General features: G+C 44.7%; 22 protein-coding genes. 9 read left to right on the forward strand and 13 right to left on the reverse strand.

The genetic code is table 11. The annotated features are described in order from the left end of the window. Positions 1–625: 625 nt before the first annotated feature. The 6 genes from RB297_RS04280 to RB297_RS04305 all read right to left on the reverse strand — a co-directional run bounded on the left by RB297_RS04280 (position 626) and on the right by RB297_RS04305 (position 6,270). On the reverse strand, positions 626–2,257 hold the full coding sequence (locus RB297_RS04280; RefSeq protein ID WP_375119833.1) for a hypothetical protein: 1,632 nt from the start codon (positions 2,255–2,257) through the stop codon (positions 626–628). Then, complete coding sequence (locus tag RB297_RS04285) at positions 2,241–2,696, reverse strand: ATP-binding cassette domain-containing protein (protein ID WP_375119834.1); 456 nt, start codon at positions 2,694–2,696, stop codon at positions 2,241–2,243. Before RB297_RS04285 ends, RB297_RS04280 begins: the two co-directional genes overlap by 17 nt. Further along, positions 2,656–3,027 carry an ATP-binding cassette domain-containing protein gene (locus RB297_RS04290; protein WP_375119835.1) on the reverse strand — a complete coding sequence of 124 codons (372 nt, stop codon included), beginning with the start codon at positions 3,025–3,027 and terminating at the stop codon, positions 2,656–2,658. Before RB297_RS04290 ends, RB297_RS04285 begins: the two co-directional genes overlap by 41 nt. Before the next feature lie 797 nt (positions 3,028–3,824). Beyond that, a complete protein-coding gene (locus RB297_RS04295) occupies positions 3,825–4,256 on the reverse strand; it encodes a universal stress protein (protein WP_096773748.1) in 432 nt (143 codons plus the stop codon). A gap of 5 nt (positions 4,257–4,261) precedes the next feature. After that, the gene (locus tag RB297_RS04300; RefSeq protein ID WP_375119836.1) at positions 4,262–5,488 is read right to left on the reverse strand and encodes a CynX/NimT family MFS transporter; all 1,227 of its coding nucleotides are present in this window, start codon (positions 5,486–5,488) and stop codon (positions 4,262–4,264) included. A 221-nt stretch (positions 5,489–5,709) separates the two neighbouring features. Next, positions 5,710–6,270 (reverse strand): helix-turn-helix domain-containing protein, encoded by a 561-nt coding sequence (locus RB297_RS04305; protein WP_375119837.1) that lies wholly within the window; start codon positions 6,268–6,270, stop codon positions 5,710–5,712. Positions 6,271–6,427: 157 nt separating this feature from the next. Here RB297_RS04305 and RB297_RS04310 point away from each other — a divergent pair, with 157 nt between their 5' ends. After that, positions 6,428–6,562 (forward strand): S-Ena type endospore appendage, encoded by a 135-nt coding sequence (locus RB297_RS04310; protein WP_369682784.1) that lies wholly within the window; start codon positions 6,428–6,430, stop codon positions 6,560–6,562. 179 nt (positions 6,563–6,741) lie between these two features. On the opposite strand, the gene RB297_RS04315 is transcribed toward RB297_RS04310, so the two are convergent. After that, complete coding sequence (locus tag RB297_RS04315; RefSeq protein ID WP_096773751.1) at positions 6,742–7,407, reverse strand: TetR/AcrR family transcriptional regulator; 666 nt, start codon at positions 7,405–7,407, stop codon at positions 6,742–6,744. 121 nt (positions 7,408–7,528) lie between these two features. On the opposite strand from RB297_RS04315, the gene RB297_RS04320 reads away from it, so the two are divergent. From RB297_RS04320 to RB297_RS04330, 3 genes are all read left to right on the forward strand, one after another. Next, complete coding sequence (locus RB297_RS04320; protein ID WP_375119838.1) at positions 7,529–9,097, forward strand: FAD-dependent monooxygenase; 1,569 nt, start codon at positions 7,529–7,531, stop codon at positions 9,095–9,097. A 99-nt stretch (positions 9,098–9,196) separates the two neighbouring features. Continuing rightward, positions 9,197–10,123, forward strand: coding sequence for an ABC transporter ATP-binding protein (locus tag RB297_RS04325; RefSeq protein ID WP_375119839.1), 927 nt, complete (start codon positions 9,197–9,199; stop codon positions 10,121–10,123). Further along, positions 10,120–10,830: an ABC transporter permease gene (locus RB297_RS04330; RefSeq protein WP_096773753.1), complete on the forward strand. Its 711-nt coding sequence runs from the start codon at positions 10,120–10,122 to the stop codon at positions 10,828–10,830. Before RB297_RS04325 ends, RB297_RS04330 begins: the two co-directional genes overlap by 4 nt. Before the next feature lie 690 nt (positions 10,831–11,520). Here RB297_RS04330 and RB297_RS04335 read toward each other — a convergent pair. Together RB297_RS04335 and RB297_RS04340 are read right to left on the reverse strand one after the other, a co-directional pair. After that, positions 11,521–12,747 (reverse strand): copper amine oxidase N-terminal domain-containing protein, encoded by a 1,227-nt coding sequence (locus tag RB297_RS04335; RefSeq protein WP_375119840.1) that lies wholly within the window; start codon positions 12,745–12,747, stop codon positions 11,521–11,523. 990 nt (positions 12,748–13,737) lie between these two features. Beyond that, complete coding sequence (locus RB297_RS04340) at positions 13,738–14,019, reverse strand: hypothetical protein (protein WP_192571875.1); 282 nt, start codon at positions 14,017–14,019, stop codon at positions 13,738–13,740. Between the two features lie 196 nt (positions 14,020–14,215). Here RB297_RS04340 and RB297_RS04345 point away from each other — a divergent pair, with 196 nt between their 5' ends. Genes RB297_RS04345 through RB297_RS04365 form a run of 5 tightly spaced genes read left to right on the forward strand, consistent with a single transcriptional unit; the run spans position 14,216 to position 16,529 of the window. Next, positions 14,216–14,458 (forward strand): spore gernimation protein GerQ, encoded by a 243-nt coding sequence (locus RB297_RS04345; RefSeq protein ID WP_192571874.1) that lies wholly within the window; start codon positions 14,216–14,218, stop codon positions 14,456–14,458. Positions 14,459–14,469: 11 nt separating this feature from the next. Continuing rightward, positions 14,470–14,856: a spore coat protein gene (locus tag RB297_RS04350; RefSeq protein WP_096773757.1), complete on the forward strand. Its 387-nt coding sequence runs from the start codon at positions 14,470–14,472 to the stop codon at positions 14,854–14,856. Then, positions 14,853–15,989, forward strand: coding sequence for a zinc-dependent alcohol dehydrogenase (locus RB297_RS04355; RefSeq protein ID WP_096773758.1), 1,137 nt, complete (start codon positions 14,853–14,855; stop codon positions 15,987–15,989). Before RB297_RS04350 ends, RB297_RS04355 begins: the two co-directional genes overlap by 4 nt. 32 nt (positions 15,990–16,021) lie before the next feature. After that, positions 16,022–16,222 carry a hypothetical protein gene (locus tag RB297_RS04360; protein WP_096773759.1) on the forward strand — a complete coding sequence of 67 codons (201 nt, stop codon included), beginning with the start codon at positions 16,022–16,024 and terminating at the stop codon, positions 16,220–16,222. A 10-nt stretch (positions 16,223–16,232) separates the two neighbouring features. After that, a complete protein-coding gene (locus RB297_RS04365) occupies positions 16,233–16,529 on the forward strand; it encodes a spore coat protein (protein ID WP_375119841.1) in 297 nt (98 codons plus the stop codon). Positions 16,530–16,788: 259 nt separating this feature from the next. Here the strand turns inward: RB297_RS04365 and RB297_RS04370 are convergent, their stop codons facing one another. The 4 genes from RB297_RS04370 to RB297_RS04385 form a co-directional block, all read right to left on the reverse strand. Further along, positions 16,789–17,886, reverse strand: coding sequence for an L-dopachrome tautomerase-related protein (locus tag RB297_RS04370; protein WP_375119842.1), 1,098 nt, complete (start codon positions 17,884–17,886; stop codon positions 16,789–16,791). 284 nt (positions 17,887–18,170) lie between these two features. After that, on the reverse strand, positions 18,171–18,527 hold the full coding sequence (locus RB297_RS04375) for a hypothetical protein (protein ID WP_375119843.1): 357 nt from the start codon (positions 18,525–18,527) through the stop codon (positions 18,171–18,173). Positions 18,528–18,611: 84 nt separating this feature from the next. Beyond that, positions 18,612–19,463, reverse strand: coding sequence for a phytanoyl-CoA dioxygenase family protein (locus RB297_RS04380; RefSeq protein WP_375119844.1), 852 nt, complete (start codon positions 19,461–19,463; stop codon positions 18,612–18,614). Positions 19,464–19,611: 148 nt separating this feature from the next. Then, positions 19,612–20,502 carry a helix-turn-helix domain-containing protein gene (locus RB297_RS04385; protein WP_375119845.1) on the reverse strand — a complete coding sequence of 297 codons (891 nt, stop codon included), beginning with the start codon at positions 20,500–20,502 and terminating at the stop codon, positions 19,612–19,614. Between the last annotated feature and the right edge of the window lie 713 nt (positions 20,503–21,215).

A 21,215-nucleotide genomic window follows, 5' to 3' on the forward strand; every position in this document is an offset into this window, starting at 1 on the left:
TATGTAATTATATTACAATCAAGAGCCATGCTAAATTTCATTTTAGGCACTGCCATTTCCGGATGCGACTCGCCCGCCTCATACCATATCCATCATGATACCGTGATAAATAAACGGCTCAAAGGCCTGGACTGACGATCTATCGACAGATCAGTAATAAAATATTGTTTAAGTCGTTACATTAATCTCATCAATCTTTAAGTCTTTCTATCTGATCAGCTATAATTTGCGGGGGATCGGATTTCATTGCAACATATTCACCTTTGTCATTCGTTTTGGGGGTTACATGAACTTTTTCGCTCCCTGTTGCGGCATTGGACCTCTTTGAGAACGTGTGCGAGGTGAAATCATATCGTGGATGTAACCATGTTCTTGTCATCAGTCGGGAAGGTTATCATGTTCTTGTCATTGTGTTTTGACAAGAACTTGATAACATCAATATAAAAAGCCGCATAATTAGCGGCTTCTAATGTTAAAACGAAACGTCCATTTTGCTTCCAGATCACAGCATGGAGCGATCCGTTTAACGATAGAATTTTTCTAATGGTTTGCCTACCAGTACTGTAAGTCAATTTACATATCCTTGTCGCCATGCCAATGCATAATCTGATGTCAGACTTCCCGCTTATTTCGCACTAAACCTGCTTTCAGCAAACTTCGAGACAAGCGGCAGTGCACTAAACAAATACGCAAGAGACAATGTAGTAACGACACTAGCCAGAGTCCAGGGTGTTAAGCGTAACACCATTGCCACAATAAAGCATACCGAAATCAGACTGTTCAGCAAAGTGAACAAAGGGTTCTTCGTATTCAGTTCCGTTGAATAAGGCTGAAGCAGATAGTACAGCAGCAAATGATGCACCGAAAAGAAAACGGCCAGAGTTAGCGTCAACAGCCAGATCGGTAGCAATATACTATGAACTTCTCCCTTAGACAAAATCAGTACGAACACACTTAGCACAGTCGCAAAACCCGCGCCAATTCGTACATTCATCCCCATCATCCATCCAAGCCGCAAACGAAAATGTTGCACCGCATTCTTGCGATAGAAGTAATAACGCATAAGTGTTATATCGCAATGGTAAAACAACACCTTGCACAAATGCATTCCCATTGTCAAATGAAACATCGCTAAAATCAATAAAGGAAGAAATCGTTCGAGCGAATTGACATCCAAATGATCAGCAGCAAATAACAGCGCCGAAGACACCAACATAACGCCAACCACCATTATGGCTGCTAAACGCCTGCGAAGCGGGGCGCGAATTAGACTGTTATGTCGTGCAATAAAAAGCTCATGCATGTAGGCATAGCCTTTTTTGCGACCTGCTGCTTCCTTAAAACTGTATGGTGGCGAAGGGTTCTCCCTGTAGTCCCTCTCATTTGCCTGTACCGCTTTTCGCTGGACATCAGCCATCATTTGTTCCATATTCAATAGCGGATCATCGTGATTTGTTACCGCGCGAACCTCAGCCGTAAAATCTGTTTTCTTCAGCAGGACATAGCCGGAGAAAACGCCAAAAAACAACAACAGCGCTATGAGCAACGGCTGGCCAAACGCCATAGCACCGAACAACGGAACTCCATCTACTGTCGTCAACGGCAAGTAAGCTGCAGCCAGTGTTAGCAACATCACCAGCACAATAATCCCCGTCTTCTTCACCAGCACTATATTACTCCGTCGGAACATGATCAAATGCAACCATTCGGATCCCACACGCCACATCGTCACAGTAACGACCAGCATCAGCGCCTGTAGTGCCGAAATACCAAAAATGCGCGCAATCACTGTTAGTGCAATCCATTGATATAAAAAGAAAGTCGTGTATCGGTAAACGAGCACGGCCCGCATGAATCGTGTCGGCGCGATACGCATGAGTCGGACTGCAGTATACTTCACTTCGTTTGTTTCCATTATTTTCGCACTCGTTATCCCTGCCATCAATACACTGATGCAAAAATACATGTGCATAAACAGTTCCAGCCGTTCTCCAGCCTTCCTTTCGTCCGCCCATAAGACCACGGGCAGCGCAATCATTACCCCGAAGTATAATAAGCTTTCCAGTAAACCGGCAATACTCCTCAACACAACCGCCACTGCGCCGGCTGTTCGCTTCGCCCGTACAGCGGCATATGCCTGTTCACTGATTAAACCTCTAAGCCATGGCAAACGCCGGGTATAAAATATGATGCGGTTCGCCAACGTTGCAATCTGCAATTGCCACATACGGGCAATCGTATTAAACACTCCCAGCATCGGATTTCTCCTTCTGAGTTCCGTCTTGGCATGGCCCCAATCCGTTTCCAGCAGCACCAGCTTCGTTTTCGGCATCGCTCTGCAACAGTTCAATCACCTGCTGCTCGAAATCCGGGCGACCCAAGAGATCGGCTGAAACCCGTGACAACTTGCCATCATGTAGGACTACCAATTCATCACACAAGTCTGCCGCAAGTTGTAAAATATGTGTTGAGAAAATCAGTATATGATCCGATTTCATCTCTCGAAGTAATTGCTTCATTTCCAGAGCAACAATGACATCGAACGATGTCAACGGTTCATCCAGCAAAATCACCGGTGGTTTCATCAACAGAAAAAGCAGCATCTGGATCTTATTTTTCATGCCGTGCGAATAATGCTTGAGCAGCTTATGCCGGTCATCCTTCGCAATACGCATCATATCGAACAGCCCATCCACATCTTCGCCCCCTCTTGCAATTACATTCATTAACATCGATAAAGAAGCGAATAAACTCATACCCTGTTAAAAACTCTGGCAAAATTGGCAGCGAGTACACGTACCCAACATCGTCCTCTTTCAAATCGCGCACCGACATACGATCCATTAACTTTATACTGCCGCTATCTGCCTGCATCTCCCTGCTTATGCAATTGAACAATGTGGTCTTTCCGGCCCCGTTTCGCCCAAGCAGCCCATATATCTTTCCCTGCTCAAAACGAAAGTTCCCGCCGGCCAACACTTGCTTTTTACCATAACTTTTCCTCAGGTCTTGCAGAATAAGTTCCATCTAGTTCTCCCCTCATCTATCCCATCCTTCGATCGGTCATCAAATTATGATCTAATTACCTTTTGCACATCCAAACTATACCAAATATTTTTATGAAGGAGGTTGTAACAAACTATTAAAACTGTTCTGTCTTTAGGTTATTGCAATTTCCTAATTTCAGCTGATTTGGAAGATACGTATTTTTCTTTTACAACAGTTGTATGCTGATCTAATCGGTGGTCGGCATGTTCTTGTCCTTTTCGGCAATCGGTACAAGTTCTTGTCCTGGGCTCGGGACAAGAACTTGTACCGATAAAACAAAAAAAAGCCGCTAATAGCGACTTTCAATGGGACCATGTTCTTGTCCCTCGACAGATGTCTAATGACCTTATCACCTTTCAGCCATTATTTATTTATTTTATGGATTTGTTAAAGTTACCCTCATTATTGACACAATTTTGCCCTCTTCTACTTGTTTCTAACACATAAACTTTTTGTTTTGGAGCGCAAACAGTGAACAATTCCATTGCACCATGTAAAGGGGATCTTTATGTCGTAACCTCCAACCAAAGGGATGACTTTGTGTCATTAACTCCGACCAAAATGGTAACGTTGTGTCATATTTATCCATATTATTAACAGCATTTCGCATTTCTTCGTGCGCGCCCGGACGGTGGTGATCGTTGTGGAGCACCGTGTAGTGACAGGTCCCTCTCCCGTCATCTTTAGCGTCAGCCATTGAACAACTAATAGATATAGTACGATAAACATTCCCCTGCCAGTATAACACTACATCATCTCAGCAGTTCCCGAAGGAGTTAATGTACAATGAGGACTGGGCAACTTGATAACTGTGAAACCTTGTGGCTGACACTTCCAAGCATCATTCCTTTTACGCCCCTTAGCCCACGGCTTCCGATAATAATAAGTTGCTGCTCGGTATCCCATGCATAATTTAATATTTCATGTGCAGGATCTCCCTTAAGATGAATGGTTTCCGGGTTAATTCCCGCAGATTTTAATTTAGATTTGGCTTCTTGCAGCTGTTCCAAACTCGCTTTCTCCATTTCGTTCAATACTTCTTCCAAGAAATTCACTGGTACATATGTCATTCCGTTCGACACATAATCTTGGCTGACATGAACCAAGGTAACTTGGGTTTGTTTGTTTCGGGCTATTTCAATGGTTGCATCGAGGATTTTGTTCGTTATTTCAGCTTTATCAATGGCCACCATAATTTTGCCAAACATATTTATCATCCTTTCCGTGGCAACTCGTAACGATTTCGGCTACCTACAAAACGATTACTTGCTGCTCCTATACCGACTAAAAAGAGTACGACCGAAGCCCCAAGCAGAATGAAAAGTGGCAGGTTCCAACTATTTGTCGCATCATGCAGATATCCTATAAGGGCAGGGCCGATTGCGGCAAGAAGATATCCGACCGATTGGGCCATGCCAGACAGTTCCGCTGCTTGATGCGCATTTTGCGTGCGCAACCCGAAAAACATCATGGACAAACTAAAAGCGAAGCCTCCACCAATTCCGAGCATGATGATCCACAACAGAATGATATTGGAGCTTCCGTAAAGAAGTCCGATCGTTCCCGTCATAAGCAAAATGGTTGTGATGACCACTAATAAACGTTGGCTAGACATGCGCCCCGCAATAACGGGGACAATAAAGGTAAATGGGAGCATCGCTAACTGCATGATCGAGAGGTACCATCCTGATTGGTTGGAGTCAATTCCTTGCTGCTTTAAAATTTCAGGCAACCATGCGATCAACACATAGAATACCATGGACTGTATACCCATAAACAACGTTACTTGCCAGGCAAGCGGGGATCGCCAAACATTCACATCGTAGCTGACCATCCTTTGACTCGTCGTGGCAGTTTGTTTTGTTTGATTTCTTAATTGGGGTAGCCAACAGAGGATCGATACAAAGCTTAGAATCCCCCATATTCCGAGTGCCCCCTGCCATTTTAGACCTGCGTTTACGGCTAGCGGTACACTGATCCCCGATGCGATTGCTCCACATAAATTCATTGAAATGGAGTAAACACCTGTCATGGAGCCAATTTTATCCGGGAAATCCCTTTTGATTATACTTGGCAATAATACATTACATACGGCAATGGCGAATCCTAGAACTGCTGTCCCAATAAACAGATTAACTGCGCCAGATAATGAACGTATGACAATACCAGCAGTCAGAAAGATTAGGGCAATCAAAATGATACGCTCAACCCCAAATCTTCGTCCTAATTTTGGTACTAGAGACGATAATAAAGCAAAGGCGAGCAAGGGTACCGTTGTGATCAGGCCTGCTAATGTATTTGAAATATGAACGTCATCCTTTACAAGACTCACTAAAGGACCGACTGACGTTAAGGGAGTACGTAAATTAGCTGCGATAACAATAATGCCGAGGATAATCAGCCCTATAGAGGACGGTATGTTTTTTGGTTTGTTCGGCATTCTACACTTCTCCTTCCTGAATTCTTACGTATGATTTGCTACCTGCTGATTGAAAAAACTTTGCTATAACATTCGCGCGAACAACAAAAGTATATTATAATATATTAAATTTAACAATAAATATTTTGAAATATACTAAATATCATCTGAATAATAAAAAACAACTCTGAATTCCCGCCATGAATTCGGAGTTGTATTTAATAAGTAGAATTTATCGACTTTTAGAAACCATATTTTAAGGATATATGGAGCACTGTTTCGCTATTCGTATGATTGGTATAAGAGTGAGGATAATCTGAACGAAAACTGATCGTATCATATTGATTCAATGTATAAATCTCTTCATTGACTTGAATTTCAATGGAGCCAGTCATTACTGTCGCGATTTCAGTTGTATTCACATGATGACCTTCAGGGTAATACGAGCTATTTGGCTGTAGGTATGCCCGACACATTTCCATATCGTTGCTTTTAAAGACTGGTTCAATGATCCAATTTTTTTCATCATTAGAAAACCGTAATCCTTCGCCTGCTCGATACAAACTAACAGGGTTCTCTGATTTGAACAAAGCAAATAGCGGTAAAGATATGCCTTTTGAAATTTTCCATATAATCGCTAAAGTCGGATTTGTTTCGCCACGTTCGATATTCCCCAGAGTAAGTTTGCTTACGCCCGTTAATTCCGCTAAATCGTCTAAGCTCATATTTTTTTCTTTTCTGTACTTTTTCAAGGCACCGCCCATTTGTAATACAATTTGTTTTGATTCGTTGGCTTCATCCATTTAATATTCACCTCAACAATAAACTGTTATAGCTAGTATATTGTTAATCTAGATTCTTTTCCACACGATACCACTTGTAAGTCCAGTGGATTTCCATACTTCCCTTACGTACTTAAATTGTTCACAAGTTCAATATAAAATAAAATCTCGATGAAAGTTGAAGGTTGACCCCGGTTCGAGCTTGAGCTTTACCAAAACTAACTTTAACTCCATACAAATTACAGCTGCATGGGCCACAGCCGACACCGGCGACAGGCGAGATCTGTATCACCTCACGCTATCGGATATATAAAAACAGAGCGGTCCCTCCAATGGGACTTCGCTCTGTTTATATATTGGATCCGCCGACATTCTCTGAACATTAGCTGTCATTTACTTGGAAATCAGTTTTGAAATGCCTACGCGTCCTTAATGTATATTTACGTTAAATTTGTGGCCCCACCAATCTTTTATCGTTTAGCAAAATTCCAATCAGTATGATGGTTGATTTTCGTTTTGAACGGTGCGTTTTCCATAAGCGCAAAGAAAGACGCGTACGCCTTCAGTGATGAGACGTTTGGTTTGTTCCTGTTCCTCCTCTAATGTCCCGTTTTTTCTCGGTTGATCAAATACCAATAAAAACGTTAAGGCAGAGAAGTGCTTTGTAGCCATTACGGGATCTGGCACATCGAGCAGTCCGGTTTGTCCAAACTCGGTAAACCTCCTGATAATCCCCTCTTCCGTTGCGCTATCCAGCTTTTCTAAAAACGAGGCTGGCAGGTTGGCGGCTTCCATTGTAACCAGACGGATCAAAGCACTGTAATCGGACGAACCGTTCGCCGATGCTACGAATTGTTCGCAGAATAAGATGAGCGCCTCCTCCAGATCCTCGAATTCCCACAGGTAGTCTGATATCCCTTGCTTGATCATGTCCAGAACCGCCCGACTGGTTTCTTCCACAACAGCAAGCAGCAAGTTTTGTTTGTCCCCATAATAATCATAAACGGTCCTTTTGGAAACCCCCGCTTTAGCTGCGACCGCATCGACGCTGGAGCGATCAAACCCATCTGAAAGAAACAGATCCCGTGCCGCTGCAATAATTTTAGCTCGTTTGTCCGAAGAGCCTTTGCGGATTTTTTTGTTTTCCGTATTATCCATGCTTACGTTTCCCCCCTACAGGTATATTATCAAAAATCAGTTTCATTTTACAAAGTACACTGCACGGTGTAGTATAATTAATGCAACATATCAAAACCACTGATTAAGGAGGATTTTATCCATGAAAACCGTGCAGTCTTTTGTTGATGTTCTCATTGTCGGGGCCGGACCAACAGGGCTTACACTTGCCTGCGACCTTGCCCGTCGAAACGTCGACCATCGTATTATGGAACGAAGCGCCTTATATAACGCAGCGTCTCGCGCCAAAGCAATCCAGCCCCGCTCGCTTGAGGTCGTCGATAATTTGGAGGCCGTTCGTTACATTATGGACACAGGTGTCGTGGATTTGCCTGTTCGTTATTATACCGCAGATGGCAGGAGTGTGGACAAGCCGGCTATTACCGTTGCAGCCAGCGCCGAACTGGAGACACCCTATCGTGATCCGGTCTGGATTGCTCAATATGATGTGGAAAAAGCATTGCGCGACCGATATGCGGCGCTTGGCGGTCAAGTCGAGTTGGGCGTGGAAGCTGTAGGGCTTGAACAGGATTTGGATGGTGTGACGGTAACCGTGAACACACCGCAAGGAGAAGAGCAAATTCGCGCTCGTTATGTCGTCGGCGCTGACGGGGGCAAAAGCAATATCCGCAAGTTTATCCATTTGCCGCTGGTTGGAGAAACACACGAACATGAACGGTGGTATCTTGGCGATGTACGATTGGAAGGGCTGGATCGTGACCGTATCCATATCTGGACCTCTTCGGAGGGGATGGTCGGGGTGACACCGCTGCCTAAATCCGATATTTGGCAGCTGCAGGCTACAATTCCGGCAGACATCGAAGAACCAGAGCAGCCGTCGCTAGAGGTGTATCAAGCCATGTTTGACCGTCGCGCAGGAGCCGGACGTGCTCGGCTCACGGATGCCTCCTGGCTGTCCATCTACCGAGTCAACGTCCGTATGGTTGAATGTTACCGCAACGGCCGGGTTTTACTTGCCGGAGATGCCGCTCATGTTCATTCGCCGGCCGGCGGCCAAGGCATGAATACGGGGATGCAGGACGCATACAACCTCGGATGGAAGCTGGAAGCCGTCGTACGCGGAGCTGACACCGCTTTGCTCGACACGTACGATGAGGAGCGCCGCCCCGTAGCTCAAGCCGTGCTCGAGGACAGCACGAAAAAAATGGGAGGGGTCGTAGAGACGGCCACTAAACGCGGAGCGTTATCCCAATCCTTGAGCACCATATCCGACGATCTGACGAGCGGGCTGCTCATTTCCTATCGGTCAAGTTCTCTTACCCACCCGTCTGCTCGAACGAATGCTACCCGTTCGTTGCCCGGGGATCGTGCTCCTAATGTCGAGGGTCTGCAAGGTACAGGGTTTGCAGGAAGTGTATTTGACCTGTTGCGCGGCCCACACTGGACGCTTTTGGTTTTTGTAAACCGCACAGATCATCTTTCTTTGGAGAACTTCACCTACGACGGACTCCATGTGCATTCCATCCTGCCATCGCATGTGGAGGGTGCCGAAGGCATAATCGACACAGCAGGGAATGCCTATCGAATTTACGATGTGGCAAGCGAAGAACTCGTATTGATTCGTCCCGACGGTTACATCGCTCTGCGTACCTCCATTGATGATACCGCATCGATCTTGAATTACTTGAATTTCATTTATCGCGAAAACTGATTTTGAAAAGCCGTCGGTGATCTGTTACAACATCTCAGGTGACCGCCGGCACTTTTGATGAACTGAGTTTAAATTGATAATACGGGAAGGACTGTTTTTATGGAAGAAATTATTCGAACCGTTAACCTGACAAATCAATACGGAAATAAAGTCATTGTAGATCGCGTTTCGATTTCCGTTAAAAAAGGAGAAATTTATGGATTCCTGGGATTGAATGGCGCAGGAAAAACGACAACCATTCGAGCTCTTCTCGGCATGAGTAAGCCTTCTTCCGGAGAAGTGTATTTGTTTGGTCAGCGCTGGGCGAATGGGAATCCCGATTTATCGAGACGAGTAGGTTATATGGTGGAAGTTCCTTATGCCTACCCTAACTTTACGGTTAGGGAAAACTTGAGTTTGATGGCCAGGTTGCGAGGATTACCGGTTCCGGGGGCAGTTAACGAAATTATGGAGCAATTGAATCTGAGCCAATATGCGGATAGTAAGGCAAGAGATTTGTCACTTGGTAACGCGCAGAAACTTGGATTGGCCAAAGCGTTAATTCATAAGCCGGACGTTCTGATTCTTGATGAGCCAACCAATGCGCTTGATCCAGCCGGAATTGTCGAGATAAGGGAGATGCTGAAAGCTCTAGCTTCTCAACAAGGGGTTACCGTGTTTATATCGAGCCATATCCTTGAGGAAATGTCCAAAATGGCTTCTCGAATCGGCATTATTCACAAAGGCGTATTGCTAGAAGAACTGACAACAAAAGACTTTGAAACCATCCGCCGAAAGCAGTTGATGATCGGTACGAAGGAGGCTCGGAAGGCTCAAGCTATTCTTTCAGACTCCGGGTATGCGGTACATTCGCCTTCGAATAACTGCCTTGCACTACCGGATGATCATGCCGTGAAGCATCCCGAACATATTGCTAGATTGCTTGCTCATCACGAATTGCCGCTCACCATGCTTAATATTGAAGAAGAGAATTTGGAACATTATTTTCTCAAAGCAATCGGAGCCCAGGAGGGAAAACGAAAATGAGACCATTGTTGACGGCCTGTAGCGTTGAAATTTACAAATTGCGTCGATCCTTTGTTTTATGGGGCACGCTTCTGTTTATATTGTTTGTCATCACGTTGTTCTTGGGACAGCCCGATTGGCCTTCTTTTTTTGAACGGACTGCGTTTTTGTATGCATCCGTGTTTGGGCTGCTGGGGTTTGGATTGGTGACAAGCTGGACATTTGGCCGCGAGTATTCTGATCGGACGCTTAAGGATTTGCTCGTTTTGCCTATATCGCGTGGTAAAATAGCGATTGCCAAATATGTCGCAATTATATTTTGGTGTTTTGTAATGATGTTGATCAGCTTTGTTTATGCCTTAGTGCTTGGTTTTGCTATTGGCCTTCCTGGCTTTTCGTTTGCAATTGTACAACATTATTTGTTCCTGATACTTATCATTGGTGCTCTCCACCTATTATTAAGTGCCCCTCTTGCCCTACTGGCCTGTATATCGCGCGGTTATCTGGTGCCGATCGGCTTTGCTTTTACAACTTTAATGCTGGCATTGGTATTCGGTCCCACTGCCATTGGCAAGTATCTGCCCTGGTCTGTACCTGCTTTGCATTTGCAGGAAAACGGCGTCGCATCATTCCCCTTGGCAGATACCAGTTATTTTCTAGTATTTTTAATAGGACTGGCAGGCTTCATTGGGACGGTTAAATGGTTGCAAAACAGGGAGCAACGATGATTAACTAGAAAATACTTCTGAATAGAAATTTGGAAGGAGATTATTGTAGGAAAATCGGAAGCCGCGACAAGGTAGCTTGCAAGCAGGGCACGTCACCGGGTTCGAGGGGTGAAAAGCAAAGGAAGTCTCAATTTTACGAGTAGGCACGGGAGGATTGCCGAAGTCGACCTGATCTCCGATCCAGAACGCGTACGCCTGCTTGAACTGGCGGGTTGAGTAATTGAGCCTTAAACTCAGCGTCTTCGACGGTGTTAAAGACATAATTCCCCGGATAAAAGATAACAGTTATTAAAACCATAACATGCTCAAGCGGCACCCAAAGGGTGCCATTTTCTTTTTAATGTCCTTTTGTATCGCCTATTACATAATTACGTACGTATATTTTGTTCTCGTAAAGACCTTAACTTGGAAATGGACTGCATCTCTTATCCTTTGTACAGTGAAATATGACAGGAGATGGTAGTTCGTCTATGGGAATAAATCTAATTTCATCAACTTCTCCTTCTTCATTAAAAATTGTAAAACTTGTACCGATAAAACAAAAAAGCCGCTATTATAGCGACTTTCTATGGGACCCTGTTCTTGTCCCTCGACAGGGCTATGGCATATGCAGTAAAGTTCTCCCCGATCTGCAAGCCGTATTGATGCCCTTCGAATTAAACGTCAGACAATTAGATAAACACCAGCTGCTTATTTCATGTCCTGCCAGCTTTTAAAATCGTGAACGGCAAAGCCGGCATAGCTTGCGTAGCGAGCCAATTGATTATGGGCAGATTGAAGCTCCTTTTCCATCACTTCATTGCTCATGGAATAGAATGAGACCCGCGGACCCTCTGTGCTTTTGACCGTTTCTACAGCAACAACAACTTTCTTCTTCAGAGTGGATGCTTCTCTCAGCATGGCCTGCGCATTTTCCACAATTCCATTGCTGCCTATTGCATGATTCCGATAATTCATTATGACGAGGCAATCGAACTTCTCGAGCAGCCATGCGCTCATACTGTAATCCTTCCCCGGAACATTAATCGTATTCAGCCAATACGGAACATCGATAGCAATTTTCAAGCCGCTCCCTCTGGTTTCTTTCTCGATCAGTCTCAAATTGTCCATCCAGCTTTCAATAATCGCCTTGTTGTCCTTTGTCCATTCGCTTAGCGTATAAGGTTCAATATCGAAATGCAGTCCTGTAAAGCTTGCTTCCGGGCCAACAATGGAATTATAGGTTTTAACCCACGTGATGAATTTTCGAATATCCTCCTGCTTAGACTTATAGACCCATTCGGGACGCCCCTCAAGTGCTTCCACTTGAATTCCTTCGCTTTTGGCTTTTCGTATAAAACCTTCATATATCGCTGGATCGATATCTCTATTCACCTGAAGATAAATAGATGTCACACCCTTCATTTTTGCGAAGCTTATAATTTTTTCTTGATCCTGTTTGATGATGTGACTGTCCCATATCCATGTTCCTTTCGGAACATTGGCCACGGAGGTCATAATGCTCACCAGATTGCGCGTGGGCTGCCACTCCACATTAGCATGCAGGGCTTCACTTATAAAACGCAACGGAACCATCGTGCGGCCGTTTTTGAGCACTGCCGACCCTTCAAAGTCTACTCTTTTACCGTTCACCAGTGCATGATGATCGCCAATCACCAAAATAACAGTGTCACGGTTAAGCGAGATCGTGATTTGTTTTAATTTTGAGTCCCATTTCGTAGCAGCTCCAAGCTTGTTGGATATAAAAGCAAGTGGAACCATCGTAAGGTTGGATCTCTGATCGACATATGGGTGCTCATCCGGGAATTGTACATCACGCCCATCCACGGATACTTGGACTTCAGAAGCGTAAATAGCGGGGGTAAACGCAGCTAAACTTAGCATGATAGCTAACGTGCATACTAGCAATTTTCTCATGGGTGATTTCCTATCTTTTTGAATTTGTTCTTTTTCTTACTGTGCACGCATTTGCACATAATGAGATTATAAGGTATGTAATAATTGGTAACAAGATCAACAGGCTCGATGAATTGCAGAATTTGATAAATAAAGGATGGTTTATACATAAATCTCGCTTATCGTAATTGATAATATCAATTTTCCCGGACCCAAAAGCGTAAGCCCGCGCCTATTACCAACGAAATACTAAGGACTACAACTGGGGCCGAGAATAACTTTTATTATTCACTACTATTACCTCAAAGAGTAGTGTGAATGCCAATATAAATGATACTTTAAAATCACCGTGATCCCAAAGCTTCATGCTCGGAAAGGTACCTGAGGGCCGCACTCCGGGATGGTCCGTCCAACGAACGTTCGCTGTTTCAAGCGGACTCCTACCTTCGGCAAGCGCTCCATAAACACGCTGTCCCCATTCCCCACGGTAAATGTGATTGGCGACACGGTTACTGGGTAGACGGATCAGCTTGGGACACATCGGCACATGTTCTTGTCCTTTTCTTTTTTAGTCATGAAAAAATCCCCTTCATTCGTTAGGCAAGATTAAGTCCATCTTAACAGATGTCTTTTTTCTCTTGTCTACTGAAAGGGGATTTTTCCCAATAAAGTGATCCAAGTCCGGCAAATTGTATATATTGGGCTACACTGCTTAATCATATCCGGTTTCGATAATTTTTTTTGAAAATGTCTGAGACAGCTCAAAAAACAAAAAGCTTCGTCAAAAGCCGAAGCCTTTTGACGGAAACTCACCGTGTCTAAGGCAAATACGTTCCTTGAGCAGCTACGCAGGTCATTTGCCCATGCGGAAAAAGTATCGGCGTAAGTTCGGAAACATCATCGGGATATACTCGATATAGACAGACGACCATACCTCGACATTAGTAAGCCTGACTCTACTGTATCCGAAAAAGAAGAATCTATGTCAAGCCTATCTGTGCCAAAACCGTCTTATCGTTGGTCAGGCAGACGTAATGCATTTGCTGAAGTTTGCGCTTGATCTAAAAATTCCTCAGCTTGGGTCAATTGCTGCCGGGCCCTCTCTAAAGCTTGTGAATTTGTTGCCGCATTAGATTCACTTATCGAGCTTATCGCCTGATTTAATGCAGTTTGTGCCTCAGAAGCAGCGTTAGATGCATGCTGCTCCAGCGTATTACCGCTGGAATTAAGTGTACCTTCTGCCGGTTCTCTTGTAGTTTCGGTGCCTAGATCAATTTTGTTTTTATTGGGCACAGTGAGTACTCCTCCCTTTTGAGCAAGATCATTCAGTTAAGTTAAACAGAATTAAGTATGAGGTTAAGAATTTGTTTATATTCCTGTGAACGGTATGGGAATATACGGATCTTACATCTCCGGCAATCCATTTTAGTATAAGATCCGATGCGTTGGAAAATCTAACGTTGATGAAAAGGGAGGTGATCATTTCTGAATGAAAAATCCAACGCTAGCACCGCACGAATCGATGGAACTGCATGAAGCGTTAAACTTTAAAACGCTCTGCCTCGCTAAGTCAAAACTTATGCAAGGCCTGGTCTTTGATCAAGAGCTAAAGGCCTTAATGCAGAAAGACGTAATCCAATCCATACAACAGCTCGCCGAGCTGCAAGCAATCTACGCAAGAGCTCCTTTCCAAGCGCCTGTTCCGAATAGTCCGACACCTATAACACATTAAGGGGAATTCAAATGAATACCGATTATTTAGACCCGATTAATTCATTAAATATGCCGGAAATGGCAGATTTGACTTTTGCCATGGACTTCCTTCTTCGTGCCAAGGAGGGTGTGCGTAATTTGTCCATCGCCCTGACGGAAACGGCTTCACCGGATGTAAGAGCCCTCCTGCACAATCATCTTAAACAGGGGATTGCACTGCACCAAGAAATCACGGAGCTCATGATTCGCAAAAAATGGTTCCATCCTTACGAGCTGAACGAACAGTACCAACTCGACCAGCTTTCGGCAAACAATACAGTGATGATCGGGCAGATGAATTTGTTCCCGGATGATACGTCGCGTAAAGGGATGTTTGATCGGACCCCAGATGAACATATTGGAGGACACAAAGCATGAAGGCGGTAACGTATCAAGGGATTAAAAATGTCGTGGTCAAAGAGGTGCCGGATCCGAAGATTGAAAAACCGGACGATATGATCGTAAGAGTCACCAGTTCCGCCATTTGCGGTTCGGACCTTCACCTGATTCACGGGATGATCCCTAACCTTCAGGAAAACTATGTCATCGGGCATGAACCGATGGGGATTGTAGAAGAAGTAGGTCCTGGAGTGACCAAGGTAAAGAAAGGCGACCGGGTGATCATCCCTTTCAACATCGCATGCGGAGAATGCTTTTATTGTAAGAATCAGCTGGAAAGCCAATGCGACAATTCAAACGAACACGGGGATATGGGCGCCTATTTCGGTTACTCCGGAACGACCGGTGGTTACCCTGGTGGGCAAGCTGAGTATTTACGAGTTCCGTTTGCTAATTTCACCCACTTCAAGATTCCTGAAAACTGCGAGCAACCGGACGAAAAGCTAAGCTTGATCGCCGATGCCATGACGACGGCATTCTGGAGCGTAGATAACGCCGGCGTCAAGAATGGAGATACGGTTATCGTGCTCGGATGCGGTCCGGTCGGACTTCTGGCCCAGAAATTCTGCTGGCTAAAAGGAGCAAAACGGGTCATCGCCGTCGACTATGTCGATTACCGCTTACAGCATGCGAAGCGAACGAACCATGTGGAAATCGTGAACTTCGAACAGGATAAGAATATCGGCAACAATCTCAAGGAAATGACCAAAGGCGGCGCCGATGTCGTCATTGATGCGGTAGGCATGGACGGCAAGATGAGCGATCTTGAGTTTCTAGCTAGTGGTTTGAAACTGCAAGGCGGCACCATGAGCGCATTTATCATTGCATCTCAGGCTGTCCGCAAAGGCGGGACCATCCAAGTCACCGGTGTATACGGCGGACGCTATAACGGATTCCCGCTCGGCGACATCATGCAGCGAAACGTGAATATCCGCTCCGGACAAGCTCCGGTCATTCACTACATGCCGTACATGTATGATTTGGTTACTTCTGGAAAAGTGGATCCAGGAGACATTGTTACGCACGTCATTCCGCTCAGCGAAGCAAAACGGGGCTATGAAGTGTTCGATACCAAAACGGATGATTGCATTAAAGTCATCTTAAAGCCTTAAATTATGGATAGATACACGGGAGGACAATCCGAATGAATTCCAATTATGCTTTGCATGAGATGCTTGAGGTACATGAAATAGCTGCGTTCAAGACGGTTTGCATGACTAAATCCAAGACCATGCAAGCTCTGGTAACCGACCCGGAGCTCATGCAAATTTTGCAACAAGACGTACAATTATCACAACAGCAGCTTCAGGAGCTTGGTGGAGTGCTGTCTAAAGCAACGGTATAGGAGATAAAAAATGAACCCAATATTAGAACACATGACAGGTCTTCATATGCTGACCGATGAAGTGATCGCAATGGATTTTTTGATGAACGCCAAGAGCGGAGTCAGGAACTACGCCATGGCCGTGACCGAATGTGCCACCCCCGAAATCAAGCAAATTTTGATGAAACAGCTCGAAGAAGCCATAGACTCCCATGAAAAGATAACAAACTACATGATGCAGCGGGGCCTATACCATCCCTACCATATTCCAGAGCAAATTCAGCTTGATCAGAAAAACATTCAGACCGCCATGAACATTCTGTCCTGACACCGTATTTCGTCCAGGCAAAATGCATAAAACCACAATGGTTCACGGCCCTTTCCGCAAAACTGCGGAGGGGCTTTTGCTTCTAGGAAGCTACATTTTCCCGCCAAGTACACCATCGTCATCCGACCTCAAAAAGCCCTTAAATATTTGCTGCGCAAACGTTTTTCAGGGTCAGGTGCCATTTGCGGGAATATATCATAATTTTAACTGCAAAAAAGGCAGCTCCCTGATGAGGGATAGCTACCTTCGTTTAAGATTATTATGAAAAGGTAGGAGCAGGGAATTCATCAATTCTCATACGAAGTAAACTATATGGTTTTTCCCGCAGGTCTCTTCCATAATGAAATCTCGCCTGCCGATGTAATTGATTCACAATGACATATAAGTATTGATCGGGTCCAATCGAAAAAGTATCCGGCCATAAAATTCTAGGGTCATGTGCGACGGTTTCCATTGCGCCATTCGGCAATATCTTCCGGATACTGTTGTTTTCATAGTCTCCCGCATAAATCGTTCCTTTTGCGCCGGTGATCATTCCATCAGACGCACCTTTTTCTCCCCAATACTGCACATATTGGGATAAATTCATGTCCTGTATTCTTCTGTCTCTTAGGGCTTCTGTTGAGATGGAGAACAGTTGACGGCTGGTCAGCGGAGCATAAAATAAAACCTTTCCATCAGGAGATATCGCCAAACTATCGGAAGCCAATCTAAATGGGAAAGTCGAGCCGTCCGGGTTTCGATTCATCAAAATTTCACCTTCTACTTTCGGTAAAAAATAGGGATCAGGTGAAGTTGATTCTGCCCCATTTAATCGTCTAAACGCGTTCCCATTTTCTAAATCTACGACGATAATAGCCCCTGGCCCTCTGGAAGAAGAATCCGTTATATATGCATATCCCCCGCTTCCAACCCGAAAATCCAAACGGACATCATTCAGATAAGTGGTTGGCAAGACAACATCTTCTGTAAAGGTATATACTCTCCTTATTGTATTCGTGCTTAAATCAACAGCAACTAATTTTGCTCCCCCTTGAATAGGTTCAGAAAAATTTGGTGCCCCTGTATCTAGTACCCAAAGTGTTCCTCTTCCATCAGCAACGATACTTTGGACACTGACGAAAGACATTGTGATATTGCCGATATTAACCATGTTGGTTTCTAAACTGGGATAAGGCTGCAATTCACCCTCAACAATTTCCGCCACAGTAAATGGAACGTCGTCTCCCCATTTTGGAAAGCAAACAAAAATACGACCGGTTTCGGAAACGCTGACACCTGTAGGCATAGCCCCATAAAAAGCATGCACCAGTTCAAACTGTCCAAAATATTTTTCCATAGGTAACATAGGTTGCATAATATCCTCCTCATCAAATCCGAACGGATATCAACTATATATGATGAAATTTTTTTGTAGTGCCTGGTTCTTGATAAATTTTCTATCTCATAATTAACGAGGATCAATTGTATCGTTTGGACCGCCAGTAAGGTAATGATCGTCGATAAGGATACCATCAACACATCTGGATATTTGACTATCCTGCCTATTAGTTGAACAAAAGTTGCTTATGGGACGGAAGCACAAAAAAGCGCATTCTCATTGTAATAGAGAATACGCTTGAACATGATGTCGGGTGATCGTTACTCTTTAAAGGATTCGTGTGCAATTTCAGCAGCGATATATTGTCTCATCCAGTCGCACACCTCCCATAAATTCGCCACAGGTTCATTGCTGAAAGGCAATGCGTGCAAATAATTTGGCGGGCCGAAATCGATCGTAACCGACAAGCACTCTGCTCCCTCTTTACTACGATGTTGATAAATCTCGCGCCACCAACGGGTATGAGTTAAGAGTTCCTGCTGGTTTTCGAGAGCTGCGGGATGCGGAACTTGCGGTCCTTGAGCATAACCGAAACGGGCATGAATATGGACGGATCTCGAGATCGTGAGCTTTACACTGTTGATCCTGCAGGCCGGGAAGGCCAGCTTCAACCCCATCGTATCCCGCCTCAGCGATTGGCTTGAAGCTTTCTTCCCAACTGCCGGTCATGCCCCACAAAGTCTTATATATCGCAACCTTCATTAGAACTTGGCCTCATAAAGCACAGGCCAGGCTTCACCTGCGAATAGCTCTCCATCTTTACCTGCCATCATTTGCGCATTAAAATGGCCATCTCCTCTTGGATTGTAGGTGTACCTCGTCTTCCCCGTCATCAAATGCACAGCCATCGAGCGTCGAGCGCCTTCGGTTATGTTAGGGCCGCTGCCGTGAATGGTCAGTGCGTGGTGGAAGCTTACCTGACCGGCTTTCATCACCATCGGAACTGTAGTGAAGCTTTCATTTTCCGGAATATCCATCGTTTCCTGCTGCTTCTCCATGTTTTGCTCGAAGAAATCACTCACGTTCAGAAGCCCCCATTTATGACTTCGCGGCACCATTTGCATACACCCATTGGACAAGTCCACATCGGTAAATGCCACCCACGCAGTAATGAGCGACGGCTCCTTACAGCATTGCCAATACGAATAATCTTGGTGCCAGCCCACATTAGCCGTTTCTTTACCATTACCTCTGCCCGGCTTATAAAGCAGTTGGTCGTGAAACAGCCGAATCGCATCGGCATGCATTAGTTTGGCTGCAATGGCTCCGATGGTAGGGTCGGTCGCAACCTGACGAAGCGTCCTGTCGGACCAATGAGAGTTATCCGTTTTTCGCAACGCTTTCGGGTTATGCTGACTTTCCAACCAATTGCATACCGGTTCTCTCCCCGTCTCGTATTCACCTGTGTACATCTTGTCTTGATGTTCCTTAATCTGAGCAAGCTCTTCCGCCGAGAAGATGACCGGAGACATCCAATAACCATTCTCGTCAAAAAAAGCAACATCCCGCTCCGATGGAAGACAATTCACACGTACATCATGATGATTTACCATCTGTCAACACCTCATCCTAACTTTTTTTGAATCTGCTGTAATTATACTTGTGATACTGCGGGATGTATTTTTAAATAATTGCTTTAAATTTAAACATTTTCACCAATTAAACTCTTTTCTGCGTCTTGCACTGCGCAGGATGGACCGGTCAACGAGAGGTATTGTGATTCCGAAACTCGAGGGGGGATTTTCCACTGTGCCGCTTAAAGAATATGCTGAACGTATGGATCGATGTGAAATGCAGCTTCACGGCGATGGAGCTTACCGATTCACCGGTTTCAAGCAGCAAGTGCTTCGCCTTGTCCAAACAGAGTGAACGAATATACTCCCCGATGGTTACCCCCAAATGCTCTTTAAATTCCCGGGCCAGATGGGAACGACTGATATGGAACTGATGCGCAAGGTCATTGATTGTAAGGTCGGCACGAATTTCGGCATGCAAGAAATTTAAAATTTCGATAATGTCCGAAGGCAGTTTTTTCGCTCCATGATTTCTTTCTTGCGATGAGGCCTTATAGATTCGTGCTATGGAGACAAGCAATTGGATAAACAATCCTTGTACCATCGGTTTACTTAAAAAGATTTTCATGCGCAGTTCTTCAAAAATGTTATCGAAAATGCTTTTTATGAGACCATTTTCGTCCTTCTCCACCCGATTAAAACCGATTTTGTAATATTCCACTTCCAAGCTTCTCATCTGCTCGAGATTAAAGCCAAGGTAATACAACCTAAACGGCAAGTCTCCAGCGGCAGCTCCTTGATGACTTTCGCCTGGTTTCGTTATAAAAAGATCTCCCTGACTAACCGTGTAGTAAGATCCGTCTATCGTAAACCACCCTTGCCCACTTTCCACATAACACAGTTCAAAATGTTCATGATGGTGACCGGGCACATGCCATGTTTCGTATAAAACGACGCCGATATAAGATAAATTTTCAAATTCGGTCTCGTAAGGAAGCTCGAAACGAATTTCTTTGTCTGATTCAAGCAAACGTGAATCCTTTGGTGTGTTATATTTGGTGGAACGTTTCTTCTCCATCTGGCCACCTCCCTTCTTCAAGAATATACTTAAGATTCAAGTACAACAAGGGTTATCAAGACTCCAAAGCGAATGGTCGTCACACCTTGAGCCCGGTCAATACTACCCCATCGAGAAGAGTCATAGGCGATTATCGCAGGCCGATTCGATCCATCAGACTACTTATTTGCCCTGTCTTCTCTCCACATCCTTGGCATTAATCATACCCCTGACCAGTTTCTCCTGCGCGGCAGCCACTTTGCAGGAACATTCCAACTGGTCGTCCGTAGGCTTCCGGGCTCCGGGCGATGGGATCACTGGGAGAATCGCCGCTATTTCATGCACTTCCTCCAACTTATTTGGGGTGGCTTAAACTGATTGTTCCCAGCAGCTCTGTGATAATGTGCGACAGCGATATCAAAAAACACGAATAATACAAAATCATGGTTAGAATAACAAGCTGATTTATAGTCATCATATCGGTAATCGGACCAAGTTCATGTCCATTACGGTAATAGGTACAAGTTCTTGTCCTCGACTCGGGACAAGAACTTGTACCTATAAAACAAAAAAAGTCGCTAAATAAGCGACTTTCCTTGGGACCTTGAACTTGTCTCTCAAAAGAACTTGATAACATTCTCCCACCCATACAATACTTGAGAGAGATCTCGAATGGTAACAATTAACCCCCGTCTGGCATTTCATGTTGAACGTCCCCTATTGTCGGTGGAAAC

The organism is Paenibacillus sp. CR_12, assembly GCF_041953985.1.
GTDB lineage: Bacteria > Bacillota > Bacilli > Paenibacillales > Paenibacillaceae > Paenibacillus_AQ > Paenibacillus_AQ lautus_A.

What these genes read in the sequence shown, in the direction of transcription:
- RB297_RS04385 (WP_375119845.1), bottom strand. Translation starts at nt 20,502, where the DNA reads ATGGAGAAGAAACGTTCCACCAAATATAACACACCAAAGGATTCACGT.
- RB297_RS04305 (WP_375119837.1), bottom strand. Translation starts at nt 6,270, where the DNA reads ATGGATGAAGCCAACGAATCAAAACAAATTGTATTACAAATGGGCGGT.
- RB297_RS04370 (WP_375119842.1), bottom strand. Translation starts at nt 17,886, where the DNA reads ATGCAACCTATGTTACCTATGGAAAAATATTTTGGACAGTTTGAACTG.
- RB297_RS04320 (WP_375119838.1), top strand. Translation starts at nt 7,529, where the DNA reads ATGAAAACCGTGCAGTCTTTTGTTGATGTTCTCATTGTCGGGGCCGGA.
- RB297_RS04375 (WP_375119843.1), bottom strand. Translation starts at nt 18,527, where the DNA reads ATGGGGTTGAAGCTGGCCTTCCCGGCCTGCAGGATCAACAGTGTAAAG.
- RB297_RS04325 (WP_375119839.1), top strand. Translation starts at nt 9,197, where the DNA reads ATGGAAGAAATTATTCGAACCGTTAACCTGACAAATCAATACGGAAAT.
- RB297_RS04290 (WP_375119835.1), bottom strand. Translation starts at nt 3,027, where the DNA reads ATGGAACTTATTCTGCAAGACCTGAGGAAAAGTTATGGTAAAAAGCAA.
- RB297_RS04350 (WP_096773757.1), top strand. Translation starts at nt 14,470, where the DNA reads ATGAATACCGATTATTTAGACCCGATTAATTCATTAAATATGCCGGAA.
- RB297_RS04300 (WP_375119836.1), bottom strand. Translation starts at nt 5,488, where the DNA reads ATGCCGAACAAACCAAAAAACATACCGTCCTCTATAGGGCTGATTATC.
- RB297_RS04345 (WP_192571874.1), top strand. Translation starts at nt 14,216, where the DNA reads ATGAAAAATCCAACGCTAGCACCGCACGAATCGATGGAACTGCATGAA.
- RB297_RS04330 (WP_096773753.1), top strand. Translation starts at nt 10,120, where the DNA reads ATGAGACCATTGTTGACGGCCTGTAGCGTTGAAATTTACAAATTGCGT.
- RB297_RS04360 (WP_096773759.1), top strand. Translation starts at nt 16,022, where the DNA reads ATGAATTCCAATTATGCTTTGCATGAGATGCTTGAGGTACATGAAATA.
- RB297_RS04335 (WP_375119840.1), bottom strand. Translation starts at nt 12,747, where the DNA reads ATGAGAAAATTGCTAGTATGCACGTTAGCTATCATGCTAAGTTTAGCT.
- RB297_RS04355 (WP_096773758.1), top strand. Translation starts at nt 14,853, where the DNA reads ATGAAGGCGGTAACGTATCAAGGGATTAAAAATGTCGTGGTCAAAGAG.
- RB297_RS04315 (WP_096773751.1), bottom strand. Translation starts at nt 7,407, where the DNA reads ATGGATAATACGGAAAACAAAAAAATCCGCAAAGGCTCTTCGGACAAA.
- RB297_RS04365 (WP_375119841.1), top strand. Translation starts at nt 16,233, where the DNA reads ATGAACCCAATATTAGAACACATGACAGGTCTTCATATGCTGACCGAT.
- RB297_RS04295 (WP_096773748.1), bottom strand. Translation starts at nt 4,256, where the DNA reads ATGTTTGGCAAAATTATGGTGGCCATTGATAAAGCTGAAATAACGAAC.
- RB297_RS04280 (WP_375119833.1), bottom strand. Translation starts at nt 2,257, where the DNA reads ATGCTGGGAGTGTTTAATACGATTGCCCGTATGTGGCAATTGCAGATT.
- RB297_RS04380 (WP_375119844.1), bottom strand. Translation starts at nt 19,463, where the DNA reads ATGGTAAATCATCATGATGTACGTGTGAATTGTCTTCCATCGGAGCGG.